This is a genomic window from Rhizobium sp. M10 (genome assembly GCF_002531955.1).
Lineage (GTDB): Bacteria > Pseudomonadota > Alphaproteobacteria > Rhizobiales > Rhizobiaceae > Rhizobium > Rhizobium etli_C.
Genome location: NZ_NWTA01000001.1, coordinates 338,663 through 365,000, shown reverse-complemented (window position 1 = coordinate 365,000; position 26,338 = coordinate 338,663). Strand labels below are relative to the sequence as shown.

The 26,338-nt window shown below is 63.3% G+C and carries 20 protein-coding genes and 1 pseudogene (1 of these 21 only partly in view); 15 read left to right on the top strand and 6 right to left on the bottom strand.

The features are described from left to right. The 15 genes and pseudogenes from CO671_RS01710 to CO671_RS01640 all read left to right on the top strand — a co-directional run. A protein-coding gene (locus CO671_RS01710; RefSeq protein ID WP_097604067.1) for a pseudouridine synthase crosses the window boundary here: on the top strand, positions 1 to 209 show its 3' end. Its footprint begins 592 nt before the window's first position; the window shows 209 of its 801 coding nt (coding positions 593-801); its start codon lies beyond the left edge, outside the window; the stop codon is at positions 207 to 209. Positions 210 to 223: 14 nt separating this feature from the next. After that, positions 224 to 913: a phosphoribosyltransferase gene (locus CO671_RS01705; protein WP_097604087.1), complete on the top strand. Its 690-nt coding sequence runs from the start codon at positions 224 to 226 to the stop codon at positions 911 to 913. Between the two features lie 147 nt (positions 914 to 1,060). Then, complete coding sequence (locus CO671_RS01700; RefSeq protein WP_097604066.1) at positions 1,061 to 2,803, top strand: SLC13 family permease; 1,743 nt, start codon at positions 1,061 to 1,063, stop codon at positions 2,801 to 2,803. 91 nt (positions 2,804 to 2,894) lie between these two features. Next, positions 2,895 to 3,839, top strand: coding sequence for a phosphoribosylaminoimidazolesuccinocarboxamide synthase (locus tag CO671_RS01695; RefSeq protein WP_097604065.1), 945 nt, complete (start codon positions 2,895 to 2,897; stop codon positions 3,837 to 3,839). A gap of 107 nt (positions 3,840 to 3,946) precedes the next feature. Then, positions 3,947 to 4,549 (top strand): TetR family transcriptional regulator, encoded by a 603-nt coding sequence (locus CO671_RS01690; RefSeq protein WP_097604064.1) that lies wholly within the window; start codon positions 3,947 to 3,949, stop codon positions 4,547 to 4,549. Positions 4,550 to 4,706: 157 nt separating this feature from the next. Further along, positions 4,707 to 5,918 (top strand): efflux RND transporter periplasmic adaptor subunit, encoded by a 1,212-nt coding sequence (locus CO671_RS01685; RefSeq protein WP_097604063.1) that lies wholly within the window; start codon positions 4,707 to 4,709, stop codon positions 5,916 to 5,918. A 48-nt stretch (positions 5,919 to 5,966) separates the two neighbouring features. After that, a complete protein-coding gene (locus CO671_RS01680; protein WP_097604062.1) occupies positions 5,967 to 9,077 on the top strand; it encodes an efflux RND transporter permease subunit in 3,111 nt (1,036 codons plus the stop codon). Between the two features lie 151 nt (positions 9,078 to 9,228). Beyond that, positions 9,229 to 10,665, top strand: coding sequence for an efflux transporter outer membrane subunit (locus tag CO671_RS01675; protein ID WP_097604061.1), 1,437 nt, complete (start codon positions 9,229 to 9,231; stop codon positions 10,663 to 10,665). Between the two features lie 164 nt (positions 10,666 to 10,829). Beyond that, positions 10,830 to 11,874: pseudogene (locus CO671_RS01670) on the top strand (LacI family DNA-binding transcriptional regulator). A gap of 1 nt (position 11,875) precedes the next feature. Beyond that, positions 11,876 to 12,898 carry an ABC transporter substrate-binding protein gene (locus CO671_RS01665; protein WP_097604060.1) on the top strand — a complete coding sequence of 341 codons (1,023 nt, stop codon included), beginning with the start codon at positions 11,876 to 11,878 and terminating at the stop codon, positions 12,896 to 12,898. Positions 12,899 to 12,967: 69 nt separating this feature from the next. Beyond that, the gene (locus CO671_RS01660) at positions 12,968 to 13,795 is read left to right on the top strand and encodes an ABC transporter permease (RefSeq protein ID WP_097604059.1); all 828 of its coding nucleotides are present in this window, start codon (positions 12,968 to 12,970) and stop codon (positions 13,793 to 13,795) included. Continuing rightward, positions 13,792 to 14,571: an ABC transporter permease gene (locus CO671_RS01655; RefSeq protein WP_064683387.1), complete on the top strand. Its 780-nt coding sequence runs from the start codon at positions 13,792 to 13,794 to the stop codon at positions 14,569 to 14,571. Before CO671_RS01660 ends, CO671_RS01655 begins: the two co-directional genes overlap by 4 nt. Then, entirely contained in the window at positions 14,564 to 15,589 is a 1,026-nt protein-coding gene (locus CO671_RS01650; protein WP_097604058.1) for an ABC transporter ATP-binding protein, read from the top strand. The genes CO671_RS01655 and CO671_RS01650 overlap by 8 nt, the downstream gene beginning before the upstream one ends. Positions 15,590 to 15,593: 4 nt before the next feature. Beyond that, positions 15,594 to 16,514 (top strand): nucleoside hydrolase, encoded by a 921-nt coding sequence (locus CO671_RS01645; RefSeq protein ID WP_097604057.1) that lies wholly within the window; start codon positions 15,594 to 15,596, stop codon positions 16,512 to 16,514. Then, positions 16,511 to 18,313: an adenine deaminase C-terminal domain-containing protein gene (locus tag CO671_RS01640; protein ID WP_097604056.1), complete on the top strand. Its 1,803-nt coding sequence runs from the start codon at positions 16,511 to 16,513 to the stop codon at positions 18,311 to 18,313. The genes CO671_RS01645 and CO671_RS01640 overlap by 4 nt, the downstream gene beginning before the upstream one ends. Positions 18,314 to 18,457: 144 nt before the next feature. Here the strand turns inward: CO671_RS01640 and CO671_RS01635 are convergent, their stop codons facing one another. From CO671_RS01635 to CO671_RS01610, 6 genes are all read right to left on the bottom strand, one after another. Then, on the bottom strand, positions 18,458 to 19,627 hold the full coding sequence (locus CO671_RS01635) for a M20 aminoacylase family protein (RefSeq protein ID WP_097604055.1): 1,170 nt from the start codon (positions 19,625 to 19,627) through the stop codon (positions 18,458 to 18,460). Between the two features lie 91 nt (positions 19,628 to 19,718). Further along, positions 19,719 to 21,224 (bottom strand): tripartite tricarboxylate transporter permease, encoded by a 1,506-nt coding sequence (locus CO671_RS01630; RefSeq protein WP_097604054.1) that lies wholly within the window; start codon positions 21,222 to 21,224, stop codon positions 19,719 to 19,721. Positions 21,225 to 21,233: 9 nt separating this feature from the next. Continuing rightward, positions 21,234 to 21,695 (bottom strand): tripartite tricarboxylate transporter TctB family protein, encoded by a 462-nt coding sequence (locus tag CO671_RS01625; RefSeq protein ID WP_097604053.1) that lies wholly within the window; start codon positions 21,693 to 21,695, stop codon positions 21,234 to 21,236. Between the two features lie 218 nt (positions 21,696 to 21,913). Continuing rightward, the gene (locus tag CO671_RS01620) at positions 21,914 to 22,897 is read right to left on the bottom strand and encodes a tripartite tricarboxylate transporter substrate-binding protein (RefSeq protein ID WP_097604052.1); all 984 of its coding nucleotides are present in this window, start codon (positions 22,895 to 22,897) and stop codon (positions 21,914 to 21,916) included. Positions 22,898 to 23,102: 205 nt separating this feature from the next. Beyond that, positions 23,103 to 24,437 (bottom strand): sigma-54 dependent transcriptional regulator, encoded by a 1,335-nt coding sequence (locus tag CO671_RS01615; protein WP_097604051.1) that lies wholly within the window; start codon positions 24,435 to 24,437, stop codon positions 23,103 to 23,105. Next, positions 24,434 to 26,308 (bottom strand): sensor histidine kinase, encoded by a 1,875-nt coding sequence (locus CO671_RS01610; RefSeq protein ID WP_280953293.1) that lies wholly within the window; start codon positions 26,306 to 26,308, stop codon positions 24,434 to 24,436. The genes CO671_RS01615 and CO671_RS01610 overlap by 4 nt, the downstream gene beginning before the upstream one ends. Positions 26,309 to 26,338: the final 30 nt, after the last annotated feature.

The window sequence follows — 26,338 nt, the reverse complement described above, 5'->3', positions numbered from 1 at the left end:
CATGGATCGAGGTCGAGCTGGATGAAGGCCGCAACCGCCAGATCCGCCGCATGCTGGAGGCGCTCGGGGCCGAATGTCTGCGCCTCGTGCGGGTCGCAATCGGCGGGCTCGAACTCGGCGAACTGCCGAAAGGTGCCGTGCGTGCGCTGACCGAGGCGGAATTGCAGGCGCTGCGCCGGAGCGCCGGCATGGAAAGGGCAAGACGTTGACCGATATGACGGAGATGGCGCCGCACGACTTCTGGCAGGTAATCCATCCGCCCGGCACCTTTCCCGACGATCAGGAGTTCACCTCCCTTTATGTCGCCGCACTGGAAGACGGGCGCCAGCTTTGCCTGCCGATCCGCGTGCTGGCTGATGGCGAACATGCCCTCGCCTCGCTGATCGTCAACCAGGCAAGCTTCGCCGTGCTCGATGCGCTGGCCGAAGACCTCGCCGAAAAGATCAGGCCCATGCGCATCGATGTCGTCGCCGGCCTACCGACGCTCGGCCTGACGCTTGCCGCGGCAGTCGCGCAAAAGCTCGGCCACGCCCGCTACGTCCCGCTCGGCACCTCGCGCAAATTCTGGTACCGCGACGAACTCTCCGTTGCCCTGTCCTCGATCACGACGCCGACACAGGAAAAGCGTCTCTATATCGATCCGCGCATGCTGCCGCTGCTGAGCGGGCGGCGCGTCGGCCTGATTGATGACGTCATTTCCAGCGGCGCATCGATCGTCTCGGGTCTTAATCTGCTGACGGCCTGCGGCATCGAACCCGTCGTCATCGGTGCGGCCATGCTGCAATCCGAGCGCTGGCGCGAAAGCCTCGCAGCCGCCGGGCCGCAATGGATCACGCGCATCGTCAGCGTTTTCGCAACGCCCATTCTGAAGCGCAACGCCGCCGGCCGGTGGCAGGCACCCGCACGACCGTAGACGTGAGGATTGTTCGATCTTTGCCGGCCGGCGCCTCTGTACAGCCGGTGAGGAACGATTACAGTCCGCTCGACGCGTGTCACCCGGAAGCGTGCAGCGGTTTCCGGATAGCGACATATTTCAACCGATGAAACACCGGATCTGCCCATGTCGTTCGAGCAAGCATCCCTGCTGATCCTTCTGCTGGCGATGCTCGTTCTCTTCTCCTTCGAGCGCATCCGCATCGAGGTGATTGCGATTGCCGGCCTGCTCGCCGGTTATGCGCTCGGCCTTTATCCGGCCGACCAGATTTTCGCGGGCTTCGCCAGCCCCGTCGTCATCACCGTCATCGAAATCCTGCTGATCGTTCAGGTGCTGGCGCGCGCCAAGCTCTTCGACAATCTCGCCGCACGATGGGCGGCCGCAAGACCATCGCCCTTCAAGGTCATATCGGGCACGTCCTCGCTCGCCGGCTTCATTTCCATCTTCATGAACAATATCGGCGCCTTTGCGATCACGCTGCCGGTGGCGCTGCGGCTCGGCGTGGTGCTGTCGATCCCTCGCCGTCAGCTCGTCATGCCGGTCTCGTTTGCCGCCCTGCTCGGCGGTCTGGTCTCGCTGATCGGCACGCCGGCCAACCTGCTCGTCAGCGACGCGCTCGCCAAGGCAACCGGAGCAGGCTTTCGCTTCTTCGATTTCGCCTATGTCGGCCTGCCGGTCGCAATCGCCGGCATTTTGCTCATCGCCTTTCGCGTCCGGCGCCTGTTTCCGGAACCCGACGCAGTGCCGGCAACGATCTCCCCGGGTACGCGCCGCATAGTCGTCGAACGTCGCGTCCCGGACGCTTCTCCGCTGATCGGCACCCGGCTTTCCGAGTGTCCAACCCGCTTCGCCATCAAGCCGCATGCGCTGATCCGTAGCGACAATTTCGTTTTTGGTCCGCTCGACCAGTTGGTCATCAACGCCGGCGACGTATTGCTGGCCGAAGGCGCCGATGGCGTCTTCGCCGGCCTTGCCGCCGCACAGGCGCTAATCGCCGATATCCATCCGAATGGTCTGCCGCCGGATTTTACCCGAGTCGAAACCGTCGTGATGCCGGAAAGCACGCTGGTCGGTTCACGCGTCCGCTCGCTCGAAGTCTTTCACCATCGCGGCATCGCAGTCACTGCTCTTTCCATGCGTACCCCGCGCATCGAAGGCCGCTTCCTCGATTTGCAGCTGTCGATCGGCGATATTTTGACGCTGGAAGGGCCGCGCATGGCCATTGCCGAAGCGTTGGAGGAAAGCGAGTGCCTGCCGCTCGCCCCGACGGCTTCAGCCGAACCGGCCCTGCTCTCCTGGCGGCCCTTCGCGCTGTTTGCCTGCGGCGTCGCTGCGTCGGCGGCCGGCTTGCATCCCGAGGTCGCTTTTGCCGGCGTGGTGCTCGTGCTCGCCCTGCTCAACCATCTCAACATCCGCCAGGCGATGGCCGACCTCAACTGGCCGATCATCATCATGCTCGCGGCGATGATCCCAATCGGCCAGGCGGTGGCAAGCACCGGGACAGCCGAAGCGATCGCCGGCTGGCTGAGCCTCGTCGTGCCGATCAGCCATCCGCTCTCCGGCATCGCCCTCATCCTCTTCCTCGCCATGGCGCTGACGCCCTTCGTCAACAATGCGACGGTCGCAATCGTGCTGACGCCGATCGCGCTCGAATTTGCAAGGACCGGGCGACATGCGCCCGACGCCTATCTGATCGCGGTAGCCGTCGGCGCCTCTCTCGATTTCCTGACGCCCTTCGGCCATCACAACAATACGCTTGCAATGGGAATCGGCGGCTACCGTTTCAGCGATTTCCTGCGCGCCGGCTGGCCGCTCGCCGTCGCAAGTTACGGCCTTGCTCTGCTACTCCTGGCTCTGTTCTGGCTGTGATGCGATATTTTGTCCTTAAATCGATTCCGATTTGAGGAATTATGCAGTAGAGCAGGAAGCCTTCAGCTAAACACAAGGACAGTCGAGCGCCGTGCGAATCCTCTCCGAAGCCCATTTCCCGGAATTGCCGAATTACTATCGCGGCAAGGTGCGCGAGAATTACGATCTACCGGACGGACGCCGCATCATCATCAGCACCGACCGGCTGAGCGCTTTCGATCGAATCCTCACCTGCATCCCCTATAAGGGCCAGGTGCTGACTGAGACGGCGCGTTATTGGTTCGAAGCGACGAAGGACATCTGCCCGAACCACGTCATCGACTATCCCGATCCGAATGTCGTCATCGGCAAGCGGCTCGACATCCTGCCGGTCGAGATCGTCGTGCGCGGATACCTTGCCGGCACCACCGGCACCTCGATCCTGACGCTCTACAAGAAGGGTGAGCGCGAAATGTACGGCATGCGCCTGCCGGACGGCATGCGCGATAACCAGATTCTGCCCGAACCCGTCATCACCCCGACCAGCAAGGAATTCGACGGCGGTCATGACGAGCCGCTGACGCCTGCCGAAATCGTCGAGCGCGGCCTTCTGACCAAGGAGCAGTGGGAGACGCTCTCCGGATATGCGCTTGCACTCTTTGCCCGCGGCCAGGCAATGGCCGCCGAACGCGGCCTGATCCTCGTCGACACCAAATATGAATTCGGCACCGACGGCGACGGCAAGATCATCCTCGCCGATGAGATCCACACACCTGACAGCAGCCGGTACTGGCTCGCAGAAAGCTATCCGGCGAGCTTCGCGGCCGGAAAACGGCCGGAAAGTTTCGACAAGGATTTCGTCCGCGCCTGGGTGGCGGAACGTTGCGATCCCTATAAGGACGAAATCCCCGAAATTCCCCTCGAGCTGATCGAGCAGACCTCGGCCGTCTACATCAAGGCCTACGAGTCGATCACCGGCGAACGCTTTGTTCCCGACGACAGCGGGGAGACGCCGCTAGCCCGTGTCCGAAACAACCTCTCCCGCTATTTCCCTTGAAAAAGACGGCACACAAGGCCGCCGGACCGAGCATCGGCTTGGCAGCTTTCGCGCAATCGCGCTAGCATCAGCAAAAAGGAACCCGGGCACGGCCCGGCGGGGGACAGATGGCGAGGAGGCCGAGACGCAAGGCCGAGGAAACGCGACAGGACATTCTCTGCATGGCGGAGATGTTGTTTCGCGAGCGCGGCTACGTCGCGGTGTCGATCGCCGATATCGCCGGCGCGCTCAACATGTCGCCCGCCAACGTCTTCAAGCATTTTCACTCCAAGGTCGCGCTGGTGGATGCCATTGCCGGACGACATCTCGACAATGCTGCCGAGCGCTTCGCTCCCCTCGACCAGGATATGCCCGCGAAAGAGCAACTCGACCGCTTCGTCCTGCGCCTGCTGGATGGCCATCTGCAGGATATACAGAAAAGCCCCTACATCTTTGAAATGGTGCTTTCGACCATCGAGGCCAAACTCGAAGCCGGCATTCGCTATCGCGCCCGCATCGAGGAAAATCTCGGCGAGATCATCCGCAAAGGTGTTGCAGAAGGCCGTTACCATTGCGGCAACCCCGAACGGGCGGCGCATGTTGTCGCCGATATGCTTGCCTGCGTGCTGCATCCCGTGCTCATCGTCCGCGACGACAAGGAGACACTGGTGCAGCGTGCGGGGGAAATCGTCAGCTTCGTCGATGCCGCACTGCAAAATAGCGCTTGCTAAGTGACGATTGCTGACTTACGTCACTTCGTAAAGCTTTTCTTAGACTCGGGGATAATGGCACCTGAAGCCAGACCGATCCTGTCGCTTGTATATGCCTGAGCTGGCTCGGCTGAGTGCATGGATCGAAGGCAATTGCCACCGCATGAGGAAATTCAGAATGATACGGCGTGCCCTGCTTATCTCCTCGGCCCTGGTGGCCGGCGCATTGCTTGGCGCCTGCAGCGACAACGCCGGCAAGCCTGCCGGCAATGCCGGCGCAGGCGCTGCGCAGCAGGCATCGCCCGTCGGCGTGGTCGCGCTGAATAAGGCTAGTTTTCCTGTTACCACGATCCTTCCCGGCCGCGCCGAAGCCTTCCAGACGGCCGATATCCGGCCGCAGGTGAGCGGCATCATCCGCGAAATCGCCTTCAGGGAAGGCGGCGAGATCAAGAAGGGCGACCTTCTCTATCAGATCGAGGATGCGCCCTATATCGCCGCCGTCGAGCAGGCCAAGGCGGCAATCGCCAAGGCCGAAGCGAGCGTGCCGAGCGCTGAAAGCAATCTCGAACGCTACCAGCGCCTCGTCGGCAGCGGCGCCACGCAGATCGAATACGAGACGGCGAGGACGACGCTTCTCCAGGCGAAGGCCGAAGTCGAGTCGGCAAAGGCAGCACTTTCCGCCGCGCAGATCGACCTCGATCACACCAAGATCGTCGCGCCCTTCGACGGCATCATCGACCAGACGGCCTACAATGTCGGAAACGTCGTCTCGGCCAACCAGACGACGGCGCTGACGACGATCCGCCAGCTCGACCCGATCTATATCTCGCTGACGGAATCGAGCACCAACCTGTTAAGGCTGCGCGATGCCATGGCAGCCGGCGATATCAAGGGCGCGGAGAACGTCGCCTTCCACCTGATTCTCGAAAACGGCAAGGAATACAACCAGCAGGGCAAGCTCGACATGTCGAAGCAGGTCGTCAGCGAGACGACCGGCACTTTCATCATCCGCGTGCTCTTCCCCAATCCCGATCGTGTCGTCCTGCCCGGCATGTATGTCCGCGCAACCGTCGAGCTCGGCGCCGAGACCGGTTATGCGCTGCCGCAGCTGGCGACAAGCCGTGACGCCAACGGCCGGCTGACGGCGCAATTCGTTGCCGCCGACGGCAAGGTCGAAACCCGGGCCTTCGAGAACAGCTCGCCGTCCAACAATTCCTGGCTGGTGACCGAAGGCATCAAGGACGGCGATCAGCTGATCGTCACCGGCCTGCAGTCGGTCACGGCAGGCATGCCGGTGAAGCCGGTCCCGATGAAGATCAATGACAACGGCGTGGTCGTGCCTGCCGAGCAGCCCGCGGCCGGTGATGCTGAGAAGCCCGCAGCGAAATAATCGCTTCGAGCCCGCATCGTCACCGTCTCAGCCGCACAGGAACAACCGATGGCCAAGTTTTTCATCCGACGTCCGATTTTCGCCTGGGTCATTGCGATCACCATCATGCTCGCCGGTCTGCTGGCGATCTACACCCTGTCGATCTCGCAATATCCTGATATCGCCCCGACGACGGTCCGCATCAACGCCACCTATCGCGGCGCCAGCGCCGAGACCGTCGAGAAATCGGTGACGACGATCATCGAGGACGGCATGACGGGCCTCGACGACCTCACCTACATGACCTCGACATCGTCGACCGGCTCGGCCAGCGTCCAGCTCACCTTCGGAACCAGCATCGATCCCGATATCGCCCAGGTACAGGTGCAGAACAAGCTGCAGCTCGTTCAATCGCAGCTTCCGGGCGATGTCATCGATGCCGGCATCAGCGTGACGCGCTCGACCTCGAGCATCCTTCTCGTCGGCTCACTCGTTTCGACCGATGGCAAGCGCAATTCGGTCGATCTCGGCAACATCATGTCGACCTCCATCGAGGATCAGATCCAGCGCCTGGAAGGCGTCGGCAGCATCAACGTCTTTGGTTCGGGATACGCCATGCGCGTCTGGCTCGATCCCTTCAAGCTGTTGAAATACCAGTTGACGCCGAGCGACGTCACAGCGGCGATCCAGGCGCAGAACACCCAGGTCTCGGTCGGCTCGCTCGGCGCCCAGCCGACGATTCCCGGCCAGCAGCTCAACGTCACCATCACCGCGCAAAGCCAGCTGACCACCGTCGCCGATTTCGAACACATCATTCTGAAGGTCGAAAAGGACGGCGCGACGGTGCGCCTGAGCGACGTCTCACGCATCGAGATCGGTCAGGAAAGCTACGGCGGCAGTTCGCGCTACAACGGCCTGCCGTCGAGCGGTTTTGCGGTCAATCTCGCGATCGGCGCCAACGCCATCGATACCGCCGCCCGCGTGCGCTCCGCGCTCGACGTCATCGGCCGCACCCTGCCGGAAGGTGTGAAGATCACCTATCCCTACGACACGACGCCCTTCGTGGAACTGTCGATCGAAAAGGTCGTGCATACGCTGATCGAGGCGATCGTCCTCGTCTTCGTGGTGCTGCTCGTCTTCCTGCAGAATCTGCGCGCGACGCTGATCCCGACCATTGCCGTTCCCGTGGTACTGCTCGGCACTTTCGGAGTGCTGGCGGCGACCGGTTATTCCATCAATACGCTGACGATGTTCGCCATGGTTCTGGCGATCGGCCTTCTCGTCGACGACGCGATCGTCGTCGTCGAAAATGTCGAGCGCATCATGTCCGAAGAGAAGCTTTCGCCGCTCGAGGCGACGGAAAAATCGATGGGCGAGATCACCGGTGCCATCGTCGGCATCGCGCTCGTGCTGACCGCCGTCTTCATTCCGATGGCCTTCTTCGGCGGCTCGACCGGTATCATCTATCGCCAGTTTTCGATCACCATCGTCTCGGCCATGCTGCTGTCGGCGCTCGTCGCCATCGTGCTGACGCCGGCACTCTGCGCCACGATGCTGAAGCCTGTCAGCGAGCACAGGAAGCATCGCGTCGGCGACTGGTTCAACCGCAACTTCACGCGCTCGACCAACGGCTATGTCAGAACCATCGGCTATCTTCTGAAGCGGCCGATCCGCGTCATGCTGGTCTTCCTTCTCATCGGCGCCGGCTGCGCCTATCTCTTCACTCGCCTGCCGAGCTCCTTCCTGCCGCAGGAAGACCAGGGCGTGCTGCTGACCATCGTCACCACGCCGCCGGGCTCGACCACGCAGCAGACCCAGGCGGTCGTCGAGAAGGTCGAAAACTACTATCGCGAAAACGAGAAGGATGCCGTCGAGTCCGTCTTCGGCGCGCTTGGCTTCGGCTTCAGCGGCTCCGGACAGAACAGCGCCATCGTCTTCACCAAGCTCAAGGATTTCTCGCAGCGCACCGATCCCAATCTGAGCGCCCAATCGGTCGTCAGCCGGGCCTTGCGCAGCTTCTTTGCGATGCGTGAGGCGCAGGTCTTCGCGCTTCTGCCGCCGGCAATCCAGGGCCTCGGCGTGTCGAGCGGCTTTTCCATGTATCTCGTCGATACCGGCGGCCATGGCAATGACGCTCTGACAGCGGCCTCCAAACGGCTGATCCAGGCGGGCAACTCGTCAGGCAAGGTCGTGGCGCTGCGCAGCAGCAACAAGGAGGTCGAGCCGCAGATGCGCATTGTGCTCGATCAGGAAAAGATCGGCGCCATGGGCGTCGACATCGCCTCGGTCAATTCGATGCTGTCGATCATCTTCACCGGCCGCGACGTCAACGACTTCACGCTGAACGGCGAGATCAAGCCGGTCTATGTTCAGGGCGACGCGCCCTTCCGCATGCAGCCGGACGACCTCAATCACTGGTATGCCCGCAACAATTCAGGCGAAATGGTGCCCTTCTCCGCCTTTACCAAAACCGAATGGGTGAAGGGCGCACCTTCGCTTGCCCGTTTCAACGCCGTCAGCGCCATCCCGCTCGACGGCGCCTCGGCTCCCGGCGTGTCCTCCGGCGATGCGATGAACGAAATGGAAGCGCTGACCGAACAGCTCGGCGGCGGCTACACCGTCGCCTGGCAGGGCATCTCCTATCAGGAACGCCTTTCCGGCTCGCAAGCGCCGATGCTCTATGCGATTTCCGTTCTCGTCGTCTTCCTCTGCCTGGCAGCGCTTTACGAAAGCTGGTCGATCCCCTTCTCGGTGATCATGGCCGTGCCCGTCGGCATTCTCGGCGCGCTGACGGCGGCAACGCTTTTCGGCCAGGCGAACGACGTCTATTTCAAGGTCGGCTTGCTCACCACGATCGGGCTTGCGGCGAAGAATGCGATTCTGATCGTCGAATTCGCCAAGGATCGGATGGAGAGTGGTATGGGCCTCTACGAGGCGACGCTGGAAGCAGCGAGATTGCGCCTGCGGCCGATCATCATGACCTCGCTCGCCTTCATTCTCGGTGTCGTGCCACTGGCGATCGCCACAGGCGCGGGCTCGGCGGCCCAGAATGCCATCGGCATCGGCGTCCTCGGCGGCATGCTGGCGGCGACGATGCTCGGAATTTTCTTCGTGCCGTCCTTTTTCGTCGTCATCCGACGCATCTTTGCCACACGCGGCAAAAATGCGGCAGCTGTGTGATATAAATGCACTGTGATAATGCTGTTCCGATTGCTACATTGCGCCCGACTGCTTCGGTGTGTTTTCAAGTGGGACAAAAGGCGCGGCGCGCCGATAGTGAAGCATGAAGCTTCGGACAAGAATTGACTTGCTCGAGTACAGGAAGAAATGAATGGTATCTCTTCGTTTTGCCACACCGGCATTGTTATTATTATTGTCGGGCTGCGTCGTAGGCCCGGATCATGCTCCTCCTGAAATGCCGCTGCCCGCCAAATTCGGAGAAGGCGGAACGAAGAGTGTCGGCGATGTTGCCACCGCAGCCTGGTGGACCGCTTTCAAGGACCCCAAGCTGAATGGCTATGTCCAGGCCGGCCTCGAGCAGAACCTGACCGTCCAGCAGGCGATCGAGCGCATCAATGCAGCTTCCGCCAACGTTACCGTCGCCGGCGCAGGCGGCCTGCCGAACCTCAACGTCGGCGCCTCGCACACGATCAGCGGCCAGAAGGGCGAACTGCGCACGCAGTTCGACACGCGCAACACGAGTGCCGGCGAAGTTCAGCTGAGCTGGCTGCTCGATCTCTTCGGCCTCTATAAGCGCAGCACCGAGAGCGCGGTCGCTTCGCTCGATTCGGCCTACGCATCCGCCGATGTCGCCAAGCTGACCCTCGTGCAGGATCTCGTCTCGAGCTACATCGATGTTCGCTTTTATCAGCAGCGCCTGGCGCTTTCGAAGGCCAACCTGAAATCTCGTCAGGAAACCTACGAGCTGACGAAATTCCAGCTTGAAGCCGGCGCCGCCTCGCGGCTCGACGTCGTCCAGGCCGAGGGTCTCGTACAGTCGACGCTCGCCGAAATTCCCGGCCTCGAGACCAACATCCGCGTATCGGCCCATCACATCGCCACGCTGCTTGGCCTGCCGGCCTCGGCGCTTGTGAACGAATTGCTGAGGGGCGGTGGTCAGCCGGTATACCGCGGCGGCATCAACTCCGGCATCCCGGCAGACCTGATCCGCAACCGTCCCGACATTCGCGTCGCGGAGCGTGATCTCGCTGCCGCAACGGCCAATATCGGCGTTGCCGAGGCGCAGCTTTATCCGAGCATCTCGCTCAGCGGCTCGATCTCGCCCTCCTATATCAACCAAAGGGGTGTCCATGGCGCTCTGACGCCTTGGTCCTTTGGACCGACGCTGAACCTGCCGATCCTCGACGGCGGCCGCCTGCGCGCCAACGTCAAGTCGGCACAGTCTGAAGCCGCGACCGCTTACCTCAACTGGAAATCGACGGTGCTGACCGCCGTCGAGCAGGTCGAGAATGCGCTCGCCGCCGTCCGCCGCGACGCCCGCACGGTCGCTGCCCTTCAGGCCCAGGTAAAGACGACGCAGGAAACGCTCGAACTTTCCACAGCATCCTATAAGGACGGCGCCTCCTCGCTGCTCGACGTTCTCGACGCGCAGCGCCAGGTTTCGCTCGCCCAGGCAAGCCTTGCCCAGGCGGTCCAGCAGATGGCCAAGGACTATGTCTCGCTGAACATCGCCGTCGGTGGCGGCTACGCGCCCGGCGGCAAGACCACCGCGCCGGTGAAGCCTGAGCCGGCGAAGGCCAAGAGCTGATCGGCTCGCCGCCTTTCTTGAAATACGGAGCCCCGCGATCGTCTCGCGGGGCTTTTTTCATGCCGGTTCTGCATTGGATAATTGCGCAGCAGAGGAATTTGGATTCGACAAGCGGCGGCCGCTGATATAGGACTGATTAAACGATTAATCAGGCAGCCTGAATCATGACTTCATCGCGCCCGGGACCGAACCTCAGCAGGATAGCGACTTCGCTCGGTGTCTCTATTGCCACGGTCTCCAATGCGCTTTCCGGCAAAGGCCGGGTCTCCGGCCAATTGGTCGAAAGAATTCGCGAGCATGCCGCCGAGCTCGGTTATGTCCCGAGCCAGGCCGGCCGCGCGCTGCGAACCGGCCGCAGCGGTGTTATCGGCCTGGTGCTGCCCGACATCGCCAATCCACTGTTCCCGAAGATCGCGCAGGCGATCGAATTCGCAGCCTCCGCCGCAGGTTATGGCGTGCTGATCGCGGATTCCCGCGGCGATGCCGCCACCCAGGCCGAGGCGATCAACCGCCTGGTCGAACGCGGTGTCGATGGCATGGTCATCATCCCCCGCCGCGCCACCCGCATTTCGTCTGCCGCCTGTCCGGTCGCCGTCATCGACACCCCTTCGGCGCCGGGCAACACCGTTTCCGCCGATCATTGGCAGGGCGGGCGTGAAATCGCCCTCCATCTCGCCGATCTCGGCCACCAGCGCATCCTCATCATCGGCAACAACCAGGAATCCAGCGTCCAGAACGACCGCGCCGGCGGCATGCACGCCGGTCTGCGCCCCGGCATGCAGGCTGAAACCCTGTGGATCGACAAGCTGGAGCGGGATGGCGGCAGCGGCTGTCCGCTCGGCCTCGCCGAAAGGGTGAGACAGGGTTTCACAGCTTTCGCGGCCCTCTCCGATCTGCAGGCGCTGCGCGCACTGACGGAGCTGCAGCAGGCCGGCATCAACGTTCCCGCCGATGTCAGCGTCACCGGCTTCGATGACCTTATCTGGTCGCCTGTTGTCACGCCGTCCCTGACGACGGTCAGGATGGACATGGACAGGATTGCCGGGATTGCCGTGTCCGCTCTCGCCGATACGATAAGCAAAAGCCGCGCCCGGGAGGGAATGCTCGTTACCGCGGAGATCGAACGTGTCGCCATGCAATTGATCGTCCGCCAATCATCCGGGCCTTGTGAACCCGGCACTAAAAACCTCAGAGATGGAGAACAGGTAAGATGAAAAAAGCTCTCATTGCTTCAGTGGCGCTTGCGGCGCTATCGCCGTTGAGTGCGGCTGCCGCCGAACGGACGCTGACCATTTCCGTCTATGCCTTCGCCCAGGACGATTTCAAGGCGCTGGTCTACGAACCCTTCGAAGCCCAATGCGGCTGCAAGCTGGTGGTCGAGACCGGCAACAGCGTCGAGCGCCTGGCCAAGATGGAAGCCAACAAGGCCAGTCCTGTCGTCGATCTCGCCGCCGTTTCGATGGCCGATGCGCTGGCCGCCGCGCGCGCTGGCCTGATCGACAAGGTCGACACTGCAAAACTCTCCAATTTCGCCAAGCTGTACGACATCGCCAAGGATCCGAACGGCGACGGCATGAGTGTCGGCTATACCTTCTACGCCACGTCGATCGCCTACCGTTCCGACAAGATGAAGATCGACTCCTGGGCCGATCTGCTGAAGCCGGAATATGTCGGCCATGTCGCCTTCCCCAATGTCACCACCAACCAGGGCCCGCCGGCGCTCTATATGCTGGGCCTGGCGCTCGGCAAGGACACGCCGGATCTCAAGGGGCCGATCGAGGCACTGGGCGAGAAGAAGGACGACATTGTCACCTTCTACGAAAAATCCTCCCAGCTGGTGCAGCTGATGCAGCAGGAGGAAATTTGGGCGGCTCCTATCGGCCGCTTCTCCTGGGCTGGTTTTACCAAGCTCGACGTGCCCGTTGCCTGGGCAACCCCGAAAGAGGGTCAGACCGGCGGCATGAACGTGCTGGTGCTGACCAAGGGTTCGAAGAACCGGGATCTCGCCCTGCAGTTCATGGATTTCTGGCTCTCGACCGAAACCCAGACCAAACTCGCCGAGAAGCTGATCGACAGCCCCGCCAACAGCGAGGTCAAGCTTTCCGAAGCGGCGGCCAACAACCTCACCTATGGCGAACAAACCGCCAAGAGCCTCAAGCTCATTCCGTCCGCTATCGCCCTCGACAACCGCGCCGGCTGGCTGAAGAGCTGGAACGAAAAGGTCGGCCAGTAAACTCCCTGAGTGAAGACAGGTCCCGGCGCCCCTGCCGGGATCGCGATCCCATCGATCGAAAGGCGCCTTATGTTCCAGAACCGCGCAGAAGCCCTGGCGCTTGCCCTGCCGGCAGCCGTCTTTGCAACCCTGGTCTTTCTGCTGCCCGTCGCAATCCTGCTGTCGGAGGGCTTCCGCGCCGGTGGCGGCTGGACGCTGTCGGCCTATACCGATTTCTTTTCCGGGACGCTGAACCGCACCGTATTCCTGCGCTCCTTCCGGCTCGGCCTCGAAGTCACCGCCGTCTCGGCTGTCATCGGTTATGCCGCGGCCTTCGCCATCGTCAACCTGCCGGCGAATGGCAAAGGGCGGATGATCGGCCTCGTCACCCTGCCGCTGATGATCTCGCCGGTGGCGCGCACCTATGCCTGGATCGTCATTCTCGGCCGCACCGGCATCGTCAACCAGGCGATCACAGGCCTGGGTTTCAGTGCCGAACCGCTGCGCCTGCTGTTCACCGAAACCGCCGTCTTCATCGGTCTGCTGCAGCTCTTCCTGCCGCTGATGATCCTGTCGCTGATCAGCGCGCTTGAAAACATGCCGAGGGATGCGATCCCCGCCGCCCGTGTGCTTGGCGCCAACTGGTTCCAGGTCTTCTGGAAGGTCGTCCTGCCGCTGACCCGCGAAGGGCTCGTCATCGGCGGCACGCTTGTCTTCACCGGCTCATTGACGGCTTATATCACCCCCGCCGTGCTTGGCGGTTCCAAGGTGCTGATGCTCGAAACCCTGATGTACCAGCAGGTTTCCGTCGCCAATGATTTCGTCTCGGCAAGCGTCATCGCCTTCATCCTGATCGTCATGAGCTTTGCCGCCAATATCCTGCTGAAACGCCTCGCGACGGCGAGGAGCCGCCGATGACCCTCCGCCTGTTTTCGCCCATCGTGCTTTTCCTGCTGCTGGTCTTCCTGATCGGCCCGTTCCTGATCATCATCGCCGCCTCGCTCTCGGCAGGCGATACGCTGGCCTTCCCGCCGCAGGGCCTGTCGCTGCGCTGGGTGACGAAGGTCTTCACCGTTGAAAGCTTCCGCGACAGCTTCGCCATGTCGATGTTCCTCGCCGTCTTCGGAACGCTCGCGGCCCTCGTCCTAGGCATCCCGGCCGCCTACGCCTTGTCGCGTTACCGGCTGCCGGCGGCAGAAACGGTCCGCACCGTCGTCTCGCTGCCGATCATCGTTCCCGGCATTATCGTCGGCCTGGCATTGCTGCGTTATCTCGTCGTTCCCTTTGGCTTCAACATCACGCTCGCCCTTTTCTTCGCTCACGCGGCGCTGGTGCTGCCCTATGCCGTGCGTGTCGTCTCCGCGAGCCTCGACAATCTGCGTTCGGATATCGAGGAAGCGGCCGTCCTGCTTGGCTCCTCCAGGCTCGGCGCCTTCTTCCGCGTGGTGATGCCGAATATCCGCGGCGGCATTCTGGCCGCCTTCATCCTCGGCTTCGTCACCAGCTTCAATCAGGTGCCGGTCTCGCTCTTCCTCTCCGGCCCCGGTGTGCGCACACTGCCGATCGACATGCTGGGTTACATGGAAACCACTTACGACCCGTCCATCGCGGCACTCTCCGCCCTTCTCGCCTTCCTCTCGATCGGCATCGTCTTCCTCGCCGAGCGCTTCCTGGGATTTTCGCGTTATGTCTGATGCCTATCTCAAACTCGACAAGCTGACGCTCGCTTATGGCGATACGGTCGCGGTGAAGGATCTCGATCTTGCGATCGGCAAGGGCGAACTGGTCGCCCTTCTCGGCCCCTCCGGCTGTGGCAAGACGACGACGATGCGCGCCATTGCCGGCCTGCTGACGCCGGCTTCCGGCCGCATCGGTCTCGACGGCGCCGATATTACCCGCGTCTCCGCCAACAAGCGCGCCGTCGGCCTCGTCTTCCAATCCTACGCGCTGTTTCCGCATCTGACGGTTTACGAGAACGTCGCTTTCGGCCTGCGGCTCAAGGGCATTTCGGGCGCCGATCTCGATGCCCGCGTCGGCGCCGGCCTGAAATCCGTCGGCTTGACCGCCTTCGCCGGCCGCAAGCCCGCCGAACTCTCCGGCGGCCAGCAGCAGCGCGTGGCGCTCGCCCGCTCGATGGTCATGGAGCCGAAAGTACTGTTGCTCGACGAGCCGCTTTCCAATCTCGACGCCCGGCTTCGCCTGGAAATGCGCGCCGAATTGCAGCGCGTGCAGAAGGAGACCGGCGTCACGATGATTTTCGTCACCCACGACCAGGTGGAGGCCCTGGCGCTCGCCGACCGCATCGTCGTCATGCTGAACGGCGGCATCGAGCAGATCGGCACGCCGGAGGAGATCTACAACAACCCGGCCTCCGCCTTCGTCGCCGATTTCGTCGGCTTCGAAAATGTCTTCGCGCTGAAGGATGGAAAGCTTGCGACGCCGAACGGCCCGGTCGCACTTTCCGGCGCGGCGCCGGATTCTGCGGCGGGCCTCGCCTGGCGTCCGCGCGCGGTGATCCTCGGCTCCGGTCAATTTCACGGCACCGTGCGCGGCACGTCTTTCGCCGGCAACACCCGCGAATATCTCCTCGATACGCCGCTCGGGTCCATCAAGGCCGAAATCGATGCGGGCCTGCCGCCGCACGAGATCGGCAGTGCACTCGCCTTCGACCTGCCGGTCGCCGGCGCGGCCAACCTCAAACGGTTCGGGTGAAATCATGGGCGTCTGGATCGACACGGACATGGGCTTCGACGACATCGCCGCGATTTTGGTGGTGGGGCAATCGGAATATGAGATCGACGGCGTCTCGCTGGTCTTCGGCAATACGCCGCTGCCGCAAGTCAGAATAAATGCCGCCGGCGCCGCCAGTGCCTTCGGCTGGACATTCCCCATTCATATCGGCCGCGCCATGCCGGTTCTCGGCACACTCGAAACCGCTCAGGCGATTCTCGGAAAAACCGGCATCCCGACATCAGGCAAAAGCCTGCCGGAGGCGCCTGCCCTTGCCGAAAGCGATGCCTTCGCCGCGCTCTGCCGCTGGTTAGAAGGCCAGGGCCGGCACCGCATCCTGGCGCTCGGGCCGCTGACCAATATCGCTGCCGTGGCGCTCGCCCGCCCCGATCTCGCCACCCGCATCGACGACCTCGTCTGGATGGGCGGCGGCGTCACATCAGGTAATCACACGGCGTCTGCCGAATTCAACGCGCTTGCCGATCCCGAGGCGCTTGCGATCGTCATTGCCCATGGCCTGCCGCTGCGCATGGTCGATCTCGACCTCTGCCGCAAGGTATTGGCAAGGCCGGAGGATGCCGAGCCGGTGCGCCATGCCGGCGGCGCCAATGCCGAGCTGATCGCCGATATGTTTTCCGGTTATATCGGCATCGGCACCAGCCGCGGCCGCCCTGGAATGGCGATCTACGATCCATCCGCCGCCGTCGCCTTGATCGCTCCAGACGTCGTCAGCTTCCGCCCTGCACGCATCGACGTCGAACTCCAGGGCGCCCTTACTCGCGGCCGCACCGTCGTCGAGACCCGTGCCACGCATGCGGCCTTCAATGCGCAGTTCGCCGCCGACATCGATGCCGATGGGGCACGCGCCCTCATTCTCGCCGCCCTGGTCAACGAGGCCCGCAAATGAACACCAATCCTCGCCAGGAACCCGCCGATCTCAACGATCCCGCTTTGCGCGCCCGCGCCGTTGCGGCTGCGCGCGGCGATGCCCCCTTCGATATGCTGATCACCGGCGGCCGGTTGCTCGATGCGGTGACCGGCCTGATCCGGGACGCCGATATCGGTCTCGTCGGCGCGCTGATCGCCAGCGTCCATGCCCCGGCAAGCCGCACGGATGCCGTCGAGATTGTCGATGCGACAGGCAGCATCGTGACACCGGGCCTGATCGACACGCACATGCATGTCGAAAGTTCGATGGTGGCTCCCGCCGAATATGCGAGTGCCGTGCTGCCGCGCGGCGTCACCACGGTCGTCTGGGATCCGCATGAATTCGGTAACGTCCATGGCCTTGACGGTGTGCGCTGGGCGATCGAGGCCGCACGCGCGCTGCCGCTGCGTATGATCCTGCTTGCCCCCTCCTGCGTGCCGTCTGCACCAGGCCTGGAAATTGCCGGCGCCGATTTCGATGCCGCTGTCATCGCCGAGATGCTGCGCTCTTCGGCCGTCGGCGGCGTTGCCGAAGTCATGAACATGCGCGGCGTCATCGACGGCGATCCCCGCATGAGCGCCATCGTCGATGCCGGCCTTGCCTCCGGCAAGCTCATCTGCGGCCATGCCCGCGGCCTCGAGGGCGCCGATCTCAACGCCTTCATGGCGGCTGGTGTCACCTCCGACCACGAACTCACCTCCGGTGCCGATCTCGCCGCCAAGCTTGCCGCCGGTCTGACGATCGAACTGCGCGGCTCGCACGACCATCTGCTGCAAGAATTCGTCGAGGTGCTGAACGGTCTCGGCCACCTGCCGCCCACCGTCACGCTCTGCACCGACGACGTTTTTCCCGATGAACTCTATGAGAGCGGCGGCCTCGACGACGTCGCCCGCCGGCTGGTGCGCTACGGCATGAAGCCGGAATGGGCGATCCGCGCCGCAACCTTCAATGCGGCACAGCGGCTGAAGCGCTCTGATCTCGGCCTTGTTGCCGCCGGTCGTCGCGCCGATCTCGTGCTTTTCGACGATCTCACGGAATTCCGGGCGCGGCTGGTCATCTCTGGCGGCCGCATCGTCGCCCGCAACGGCAGCATGGAGGCGGCCGCCCAGCGGCTTGATACGGCACCGCTTGAAAATTCGCTGAAGCTCCCGCCACTCGTCGAAAATGACTTCCTCATTCCATCCGAAGACGCGCGCGTCCGCGTCGCCACCATCGACCGCCCGCGTTTCACCCAATGGGGCGAGGCCGAAACGGAGGTCCGGGACGGCTTCGTCGTGCCGCCGGCCGGCAGCGCCATGATCGCCGTCGCCCACCGCCACGGCAAGGCCGCCGGCGTCCCGCGCATCGGCTTCCTCACCGGCTGGGGCGAATGGCGCGGCGCCTTCTGCACCACCGTCTCGCATGACAGCCACAACCTCACAGTCTTCGGCGGCAATGCGCGCGACATGGCGCTCGCCGCCAACGCCGTCATATCAGCCGGCGGCGGCATGGCGGTCGCCAGGGACGGCAAGATCGAAGCGATCCTACCACTGCCGCTCTCCGGCCTGGTGACCGGCGCCTCGCTGAAGGACACCGCTTCGGCCTTCGCCGGCATCCGCAAGGCCATGGACAAGATCGTCGACTGGAAACCGCCCTACCGCGTCTTCAAGGCTTGCTTCGGCGCAACGCTGGCCTGCAATGCCGGCCCGCACCAGACGGACAGGGGGATTGCGGATGTGGTGACGGGGAGAGTGATGGAAAGCCCGGTGCTGGAGATTTTGCAGGACTTGGTGAAATAGCGAGATTCGTGCCAGGCACCCCCTCATCCGCCCTACGGGCACCTTCTCCCCGAGGGGAGAAGAGGAATCGAGACGCCGCGGCATGTCTCTTCTCCCCTCGGGGAGAAGGTGCCGGCAGGCGGATGAGGGGGCCGCAAACGCCAGCTAACCCCTCAACTCCCGCTCCACCAACGCCACCCAATAAGCCGCGCCATAGCCAAGCGCTTCATCGTTGAAATCATAAGCCGTGTTATGGTGAAGTGCTCCATCGATCGCCGGCCCATTGCCGAGCCAGGCATAACAGCCCGGCGCGTTCTGCGCGAAGAAGGCGAAGTCGTCACCCGCCGTCGACGGCGGAAAGCTTGCTCGCACTTTTTCACCAAAAACCATCCCGGCAGCAGCAAGCGCCCGCGCAGTCGCATCCCGGTCATTGATCACCGGCGGAATGCGCCGCTCGAAACGGTAGTCGGCTGAAACGCCGTACATGGCAGCCGTTCCGCTGGCCAGCCGGCCGATCTCTGTCGCCAGCTGGTCACGCACCTCAGGCGAATAGGCGCGTGCCGTGCCGCCGATCTCGACCACGTCGGGAATGACGTTCAGCGCCTTGGGATCACCTGCCTGCAGAAAGCAGGCGCTGACGACGGCCGGCTGCAGCGGATCGACCACGCGTCCGACGATCGTCTGCAGCGATGACAGGAAGGTGCCGGCTGCCGTGATCGGATCACGGCCGAGATGCGGCTTGGCGCCGTGCGTGCCGATTCCGCGAAAGGTGACGCGCCAGCTGTCGGAAGAGGCAAGCTGCGGCCCCTCGACCACGGCGATCTCGTCGACTGCAAGCCCAGGCATATTGTGCAGCCCATAAACGGTGTCGCAAGGGAAAAGCCTGAAGAGCCCTTCGTCCACCATGCGCTTGGCGCCGCCGCGCCCCTCTTCGGCCGGCTGGAAGATGAAATGCACCGTGCCGGAAAAACCCCGTGTCGCCGCAAGATGCCGCGCGGCGCCGAGAAGCATCGCCGTATGGCCGTCATGACCGCAGGCATGCATCCTCCCAGGCACCGTCGACTTATAAGGCCGCTCCGCCGCCTCGGACATGGCGAGCGCATCCATGTCAGCCCTGAGCCCGATGCGGCGGGTGCCGTTGCCGACCTGCAGCGTGCCGACCACGCCGGTGCCGCCAAGGCCGCGATGCACGGCAATACCGGCTTCCTCCAGCAGCCTCGCGACAATGCCGGCGGTGCGCTCCTCCTCGAAGCCGAGCTCGGGATGGGCATGCAGGTCACGTCGCAGGGCGGTGAGGAACGGCAGATCGTCCTTGATCCGGGCGGGGATGCTCATGGCCTGGATATCCTGTCGAGCGAACGGGCGCCCAGCCGGCGCCCGCGTCAGATCATTCCTTGTTTATCAAACGGATCGCAAGTTCAACCCCTCAGGCCTCCTCGACGAACACCTCCTCGCGCTTCTTCTTGACGCTCGGCAGGAAGACGACGATCAGAACGGCGACCGCGATCGCCAGCAGCGTGGCGCTGATCGGCCGGGTGACGAAGGTGGTCGGATCGCCGCGCGACAGGATCATGGCGCGCCTGAGGTTCTCTTCCAGAAGCGGCCCGAGCACAAAACCGAGCAGGAGCGGCGCCGGTTCGCAGCGAAGCTTTGCCAGCACATAGCCGATGAAGCCGAAGAAGGCGACGGCATAGAGGTCGTAGACGTTCGTATTGACGCTGTAGACCCCGATCGAGCAGAAGGCCATGATGACGGGGAAGAGCACATAATAGGGCACGGTCAATAGCTTGACCCAGAGCCCGATCAGCGGCAGGTTGAGGATCACGAGCATCAGATTGCCGATCCACATCGAGGCGATGATACCCCAGAACAGCGCCGGCTGCTCGGTGGCGACATTCGGTCCCGGCACGATGCCCTGGATGATCATTGCGCCGATCATCAGCGCCATGACGGGATTGGCCGGAATGCCGAGCGTCAGCAGCGGAATGAACGAAGTCTGCGCCCCGGCATTGTTGGCCGATTCCGGACCCGCCACACCGGCGACCGCGCCCTTGCCGAATTCCTGCGGCGTCTTCGACAGGCGTTTTTCCACCGTATAGGAGGCGAAGGAGGCAAGGATCGCGCCGCCACCCGGCAGGATGCCGAGCGCCGAGCCGATCGCCGTGCCGCGAATGACCGGCGCGATCATTTCCTTGAATTCCTGGCGCGAGGTCAAGAGACCCGAAACCTTGGCCACCAGCACCGTGCGGGTCGACTCGCCTTCGAGATTGCGCAGGATTTCCGCCACGCCGAAGACGCCGACTGCAAGCGCCACGAAGTTCAGCCCGTCGGCATATTCGCGGATGCCGAGCGTGAAGCGCGGCGTGCCAGTATAGATATCGGTTCCGACGAGGCCGAGCAGCAGCCCGAGCGCGACCATCGCCAGCGCCTTGACGACCGAGCCGTGCGCCAGCGCGATCGAGGAGACGAGGCCGACGATCATCAGCGAGAAATATTCCGCCGCACCGAATTGCAGCGCGATGTCGGTCAGCGGCGGTGCGAAGATCGCAACGAGAAAGGTCGAGACCGTGCCGGCGAAGAACGAGCCGAGCGCGGCGATCGCCAACGCCGCCCCCGCTCTGCCCTTGCGGGCCATCTGGTAGCCGTCGATCGCGGTGACGGCGGAAGAGGATTCGCCCGGCATATTGATGAGGATCGCCGTCGTCGAGCCGCCATATTGCGCGCCGTAATAGATGCCGGCGAGCATGATGAGCGAAGAGACCGGCTCGAGCTGAAACGTGATCGGCAGAAGCATGGCGATCGTCGCCGTGGCGCCGATGCCGGGCAGTACGCCGATCAACGTGCCGAGCAGCACGCCGATCAGGCAGAAGAGAAGATTGTCGAGGGTTGCCGCGGTGGCAAAGCCAAGTGCGAGATTGCTGAAGAGATCCACCGTCGCCTCCTAGAACCGGACCCAGGGGCCGAAACGCTCGAACGGCAGCCCGAGCCCATAACTGAAGACGGCGACCGAAAAGATCGTCAGCAGCAGCGACAGAATGATCGCAGACACCACGTTCATCTTGCGCGACGCGAAGCAAGCGATGAAGGCGGTCAAAAACAGCGCCGGCGCAAAACCAAGCCCGCGCACGGTCAGCCCGAAGAAGACGGGAGCCGGCAGGATGAACAGCATGCCGCGCCAGGCGAAGACGTCGACCGGCTCACCTTCGACACGCAGCGCCTGAATGAAGATGATCGCGCCGAGCAGCACGAGCACGGTGGCCAGCACCAGCGGAAAATAACCCGGCCCCATGCGCAATGCCGTGCCGAGGTCGAGCGAAAGCGACTGGAAGGCGAAGAAGGCGCCGGTGGCGACGAAAAGCGCGCCGCAGATCGCATTGGTGGTATCGAAACTGATGGATTTCATGGTGTCTCCTGAAGTTGGAGATGGTTGACGTGATGCCGTCACAAAGGAGCTAGCTCCTCATCCGCCTGCTGACACCTTCTCCCCGTAAACAGGCAGAAGGGAACACACCGCAACCTCTCCGTTCCCGCCACGTCTCGCATGGCATGTCCCCTCTCCCCGCAAGCGGGGAGAGGGTTAGGGTGAGGGGCTCGCGCAGCATGTCTGGACGAGGATAATCCTCAGTCGGCATATTCGCCAGCAGCTTCGATCACCGGCTTCCAGCGGGCTATCTCGCTTTCGAGCTTGGCCTTCAGCGCAGCCGGCGTCGCATCGGCATCGGAAGACGGCGTCGTGCCCAGTTCGGCGAAGCGGGCGCCGACATTCGGATCCTTCAGCGCGACCTGCAGCGACTTCGACAGCCGTTCGTTGATCTCGGCCGGTGTGCCCTTCGGGGTATAGATGCCGTGCCAGATGCCGACTTCGAAGCCCGACAGGCCGGCTTCGACCGCCGTCGGAATGTCCTTCATCACGTCGAGGCGCTTCGGCGAGGTCACGGCATAGGCCTTGATTGTGCCGCCCGTTATTTGCTTCGTCGTGTTGGTCGTCTGGTCGCACATGATATCCACCTGGCCGCCGAGAAGATCGGTCATCGCAGGACCGGTGCCCTTGTAGGGAACGGTCGTCAGCTGGGTCTGGATGGCGCTCATGAACATCATGCCGCAGAGATGCGAAGCGGCGCCGATGCCGGCATTGGCGACCGTCACCTTGTCCTTGTTGGCCTTGACGTAGTCGATCAAGCCCTTGAGGTCGGCCGGCTCGAAGTCCTTGCGGGCGACGATCGTCATCGGCACCTCGGTGACGAGACCGACATAGTCGAAGGCGCCGAGCGTGTCATAGGCGAGCTTGCGGTAGAGCGTGGCGCTGGTCGCCATGCCGATATGGTGCAGGAGGATGGTGTATCCATCGGGATCGGCGTTCGCCACCCGGCCGGCGCCGAGCGTGCCGCCGGCGCCGCCGACGTTCTCCACGACGATCTGCTGGCCGAGATCCTTCGACATGGATTCGGCGACGAGGCGTGCGACAGTATCGGTCGGGCCACCGGCCGCGAAGGGGACGACCATGGTGATGGTGCGCTCGGGATAGGTCTGCGCCGAAGCGGCGCCGGCGAGAAGAGAGACCGCGGCAGCCGCGGTCAGGCCGAGCATGGCCTTCAGGATTTTCATCGTTTCCTCCCTGATGAAACAAGCAAAGCCGCTGGCACATCCTCCGTGCCGGCGATGTCCTATTTGCCGCCCGGAAAAATCGAGCCGCAATCACCGCCACCGCCTCGACAAGATGATTCTATGACAGTGCGGCGCAGCATGGGTCGATTCGGAAACAAACGGCTGTTGCGATGGGTGGAAATCCACCCATCGCCATGCTGCAGGATCAGCCGTCGGTAAACAGCATCCGCTTGTCGAGGCCGTATTTCTGCATCTTTTCGTAGAGGGTCTTGCGGGAAATGCCGAGCGATTCATAGACCGGCCGGAGGCTGCCGCCATGCGCGACCAATGCGCTGGCGATGACGCCCCGCTCGAATTCGGCGACGCGTTCTGCAAGGCCCGTCGCCTCCTCGGCTTGCCGCCCGCCATTGTCGAGACCAAGGATCAGACGGTCGGCGGCGTTTCTCAATTCGCGGACATTGCCGGGCCAGTCGCGCTGGGCAATGTCGGAGATCACCTCCGGCGGCACGGTGAGCTCGTCGCGGCCGTAGCGGGCGGCGGCCTCCCGCACGAGCTGCAGGAAAAGCAGCGGAACGTCCGCCCGCCGCTGCGACAGCGACGGCACGTGCAGCGTCGCGACGTTCAGTCGGTAGAGCAGATCGGCGCGAAAGCGGCCGGCTGCCACCTCCGCCTCCAGATCGACCTTGCTCGTCGCGATGAAGCGGACGTCGAGCGGCACGATCTCGTTCGATCCGAGCCTGGAAATCACCCGTTCCTGCAGCACCCGCAGGAACTTCGCCTGCAGGTCGAAGGGCATGGAGCCGATCTCGTCGAGCAGGATGGTGCCGCCGCGCCCGTGCTCGAATTTTCCGTAACGCGGCCTGACCGCTCCCGGAAAGGCGCCGGGCTCGTGACCGAAAAGCTCGCTCTCAATGAGGTTTGCCGGCAGCGCGGCGCAATTGATCGCAATGAACGGCCGACTTGCCCGGGCGCTGATGTCGTGAAGCGCGCGAGCCACCACTTCCTTGCCGGCCCCGGTCTCGCCGACAATAAGCGTATCGGCATCGCTCGCCCCGATCGCACGGATGCGGTAGCGCAGATCCACCATCACCTGCGTGCGTCCCGGTAGCCGCGCCTCGATATCGTCGCGTTTGCCGGCGACCGCCTTCAGCAGCCGGTTTTCGAGTACGAGGCCGCGCCGCTCCATCGCCCGGCGAATGACGCCGGCAAGCATCTCCGCCGTGAACGGCTTCTCGATGAAATCATAGGCGCCTTCGCGCATCGCCTTCACAGCGAGCTGCACATCGCCATGGCCGGTGACGAGAATGACCGGCACCTCCGGATCGACCTCGCGGATCTTCTGCATCAGCGTCATACCGTCGATACCGGGCATGCGGATATCGCTGACGACGACGCCGGGAAAGCTGTAGCCGATCAGCTCGAGCACATGATCGCCATTCGAAAAGGTCTCGACGCTGAAGCCGGAGAGCTCCAGCGCCTGCGCCGTCGAGCGGCGCAGCTCCTCCTCGTCGTCAACAAGCAGGATCTTCGCTTCGTTCATTCCGCCGCCTCCGGCATCAGCCCTGCCGCCGACTGCAGCTCGATGCGGAACACCGCGCCCCCTTCGGGATGATTGGCGGCGGCCAGGCTGCCGCCGAAATCCTTGACGATGTTGTAGGAGATCGAAAGCCCCAGTCCGAGCCCCTTGCCGACGCCCTTCGTCGTGAAGAACGGATCGAAGATGCGCTCGGCGATCGCCGCCGGCACACCCGGCCCATGGTCGCGCACCGTCAGCACCACCTTGCCGGCCTCCTCGAAAGCCGAAACCTCGATGCGCCTGTCATCCAGCCCTTCCACCGCGTCGGCGGCATTGGAGATCACATTCACCAGCACCTGCTGCAGACGCACCGAACCGGCACGCACGACCGGCGGCCGTGTCCCGAGGTCGAGCCGAAGCTCGGCGTCCGCCGCTTTCAGCCGCCATGCGACGATTTCCAGCGTATCCCGCATCGCTTCGTCGAGAGGGACCGGCCCGAGCTTCTCGTTCGGCTTGCGGGCGAAGTTGCGCAGGTGCCGGCTGATCGAGGCCATGCGGTCGATCAGCCCGCCGATGCGTCTTATATTGTCGCGCGCCTCCTCCATTCGCCCGCGGTCGATCAGCACCGTGGCGCTGTCCGTATAGGTCTTGGCGGCGGCCAGCGGCTGGTTGAACTCATGCGAAAGAGCCGCCGACATTTGCCCCAGCCCGGCAAGCTTGCCGGCTTGAATCAGATCGGCCTGGGTCTGACGTAGCTGCTGTTCGGTCAGCCGCCGCTCCGAGATCTCCTCCTCGATGCGGCTGTTGACGCGGGCAAGATCGGCGGTGCGCTCCTCTACCCGCCGCTCCAGCTCGCCGCGCGCCTCGGCCTGCATCTGCATGCGCTCGGCAAGCCGCGCCCGCCGCTGGCGAAGCACGGCGACAGCAAGCGCGGCGATGCAGAGGATGAGGAAGACGGCGACCAGTGCGGTGCGCGCTTGAGCCCGGATGGAGCTCGTTTCCATCAGCACGTTTACGGTCCAGTCCTCGGCCGGCATGTAATGCGACAGCACCAGATATTCGCTCGCACCCCGGTCGCTTGCCAGCGTCATCAACTCGTGCTGTTCGAAGCGGTGACGCGTCACCGGCAGCGCTGTCAGCCTGGCATTGGCATAACGCCGGGAGGCTTCCGTGCGGGCAATGCGGTCGGCCGTCAGCGGCAGGATCGCCCCGTAGAGCCATTCCGGGCTGCCCGACATGAAGATGATACCCTCCGGATCGGAGACGAAAATCTTGTACTCGCCGCCGCTCCAGGAGGATTCGATCATGTCGATATCGACCTTGAAGACGATGACGCCGCGAATGTCCGCCTCGACCCTGATCGGCGCCGAGAAATAATAGCCGCGTTTCAGCGAGGTCGTGCCGAGCGCATAAAACCGCGCCTGCCGGCCTTCGATCGCCTCCTGGAAATAGGGCCGATAGTTGAAATTCTGCCCGATGAAGCTTCCCGGTCCATCATAATTGCTGGCGGCGATCGTCTCCCCGTCCGGCTTCACCACATAAATGTCGGAGGATTTCAACAGCCCGTTGATCTCCTTGAGGTAGAGGTTGGCAGCATCACGCAGCGCCGTGTCGTCAGGCGCGCTGACCAGTTCCTTGATGTCGTCATGATCGGCAATCAGCGCCGGCAGCGCCTCGTAGCGGTTGAGATGGCCGCTGAGCGCCGAAACCGCGAGACGCAGCGTCGTTCCCGCCTGCGCCGAGGCTTCTTCCATATAGGCGCGAGTCGCAATCGCGCTTCCATAGGTGAAGAAGGCGAAAATGACGATCGGCACCGTGAGCAGCGCCGCTATCGCACGATATCTCGAAGACAGATCCGGCTCCTCCCTTTCTGCCTCCACTCCCCAGCAAGGCACGCCCGACGGGCTCCAAGTCTAATGATACGG

Bases quoted from the DNA above. Each gene is read 5' to 3' on its own strand.
- CO671_RS01705 (WP_097604087.1), top strand. From the start codon at position 224: ATGGCGCCGCACGACTTCTGGCAGGTAATCCATCCGCCCGGCACCTTT.
- CO671_RS01700 (WP_097604066.1), top strand. From the start codon at position 1,061: ATGTCGTTCGAGCAAGCATCCCTGCTGATCCTTCTGCTGGCGATGCTC.
- CO671_RS01690 (WP_097604064.1), top strand. From the start codon at position 3,947: ATGGCGAGGAGGCCGAGACGCAAGGCCGAGGAAACGCGACAGGACATT.
- CO671_RS01685 (WP_097604063.1), top strand. From the start codon at position 4,707: ATGATACGGCGTGCCCTGCTTATCTCCTCGGCCCTGGTGGCCGGCGCA.
- CO671_RS01680 (WP_097604062.1), top strand. From the start codon at position 5,967: ATGGCCAAGTTTTTCATCCGACGTCCGATTTTCGCCTGGGTCATTGCG.
- CO671_RS01675 (WP_097604061.1), top strand. From the start codon at position 9,229: ATGGTATCTCTTCGTTTTGCCACACCGGCATTGTTATTATTATTGTCG.
- CO671_RS01665 (WP_097604060.1), top strand. From the start codon at position 11,876: ATGAAAAAAGCTCTCATTGCTTCAGTGGCGCTTGCGGCGCTATCGCCG.
- CO671_RS01660 (WP_097604059.1), top strand. From the start codon at position 12,968: ATGTTCCAGAACCGCGCAGAAGCCCTGGCGCTTGCCCTGCCGGCAGCC.
- CO671_RS01655 (WP_064683387.1), top strand. From the start codon at position 13,792: ATGACCCTCCGCCTGTTTTCGCCCATCGTGCTTTTCCTGCTGCTGGTC.
- CO671_RS01650 (WP_097604058.1), top strand. From the start codon at position 14,564: ATGTCTGATGCCTATCTCAAACTCGACAAGCTGACGCTCGCTTATGGC.
- CO671_RS01645 (WP_097604057.1), top strand. From the start codon at position 15,594: ATGGGCGTCTGGATCGACACGGACATGGGCTTCGACGACATCGCCGCG.
- CO671_RS01640 (WP_097604056.1), top strand. From the start codon at position 16,511: ATGAACACCAATCCTCGCCAGGAACCCGCCGATCTCAACGATCCCGCT.
- CO671_RS01635 (WP_097604055.1), bottom strand. From the start codon at position 19,627: ATGAGCATCCCCGCCCGGATCAAGGACGATCTGCCGTTCCTCACCGCC.
- CO671_RS01625 (WP_097604053.1), bottom strand. From the start codon at position 21,695: ATGAAATCCATCAGTTTCGATACCACCAATGCGATCTGCGGCGCGCTT.
- CO671_RS01620 (WP_097604052.1), bottom strand. From the start codon at position 22,897: ATGAAAATCCTGAAGGCCATGCTCGGCCTGACCGCGGCTGCCGCGGTC.
- CO671_RS01615 (WP_097604051.1), bottom strand. From the start codon at position 24,437: ATGAACGAAGCGAAGATCCTGCTTGTTGACGACGAGGAGGAGCTGCGC.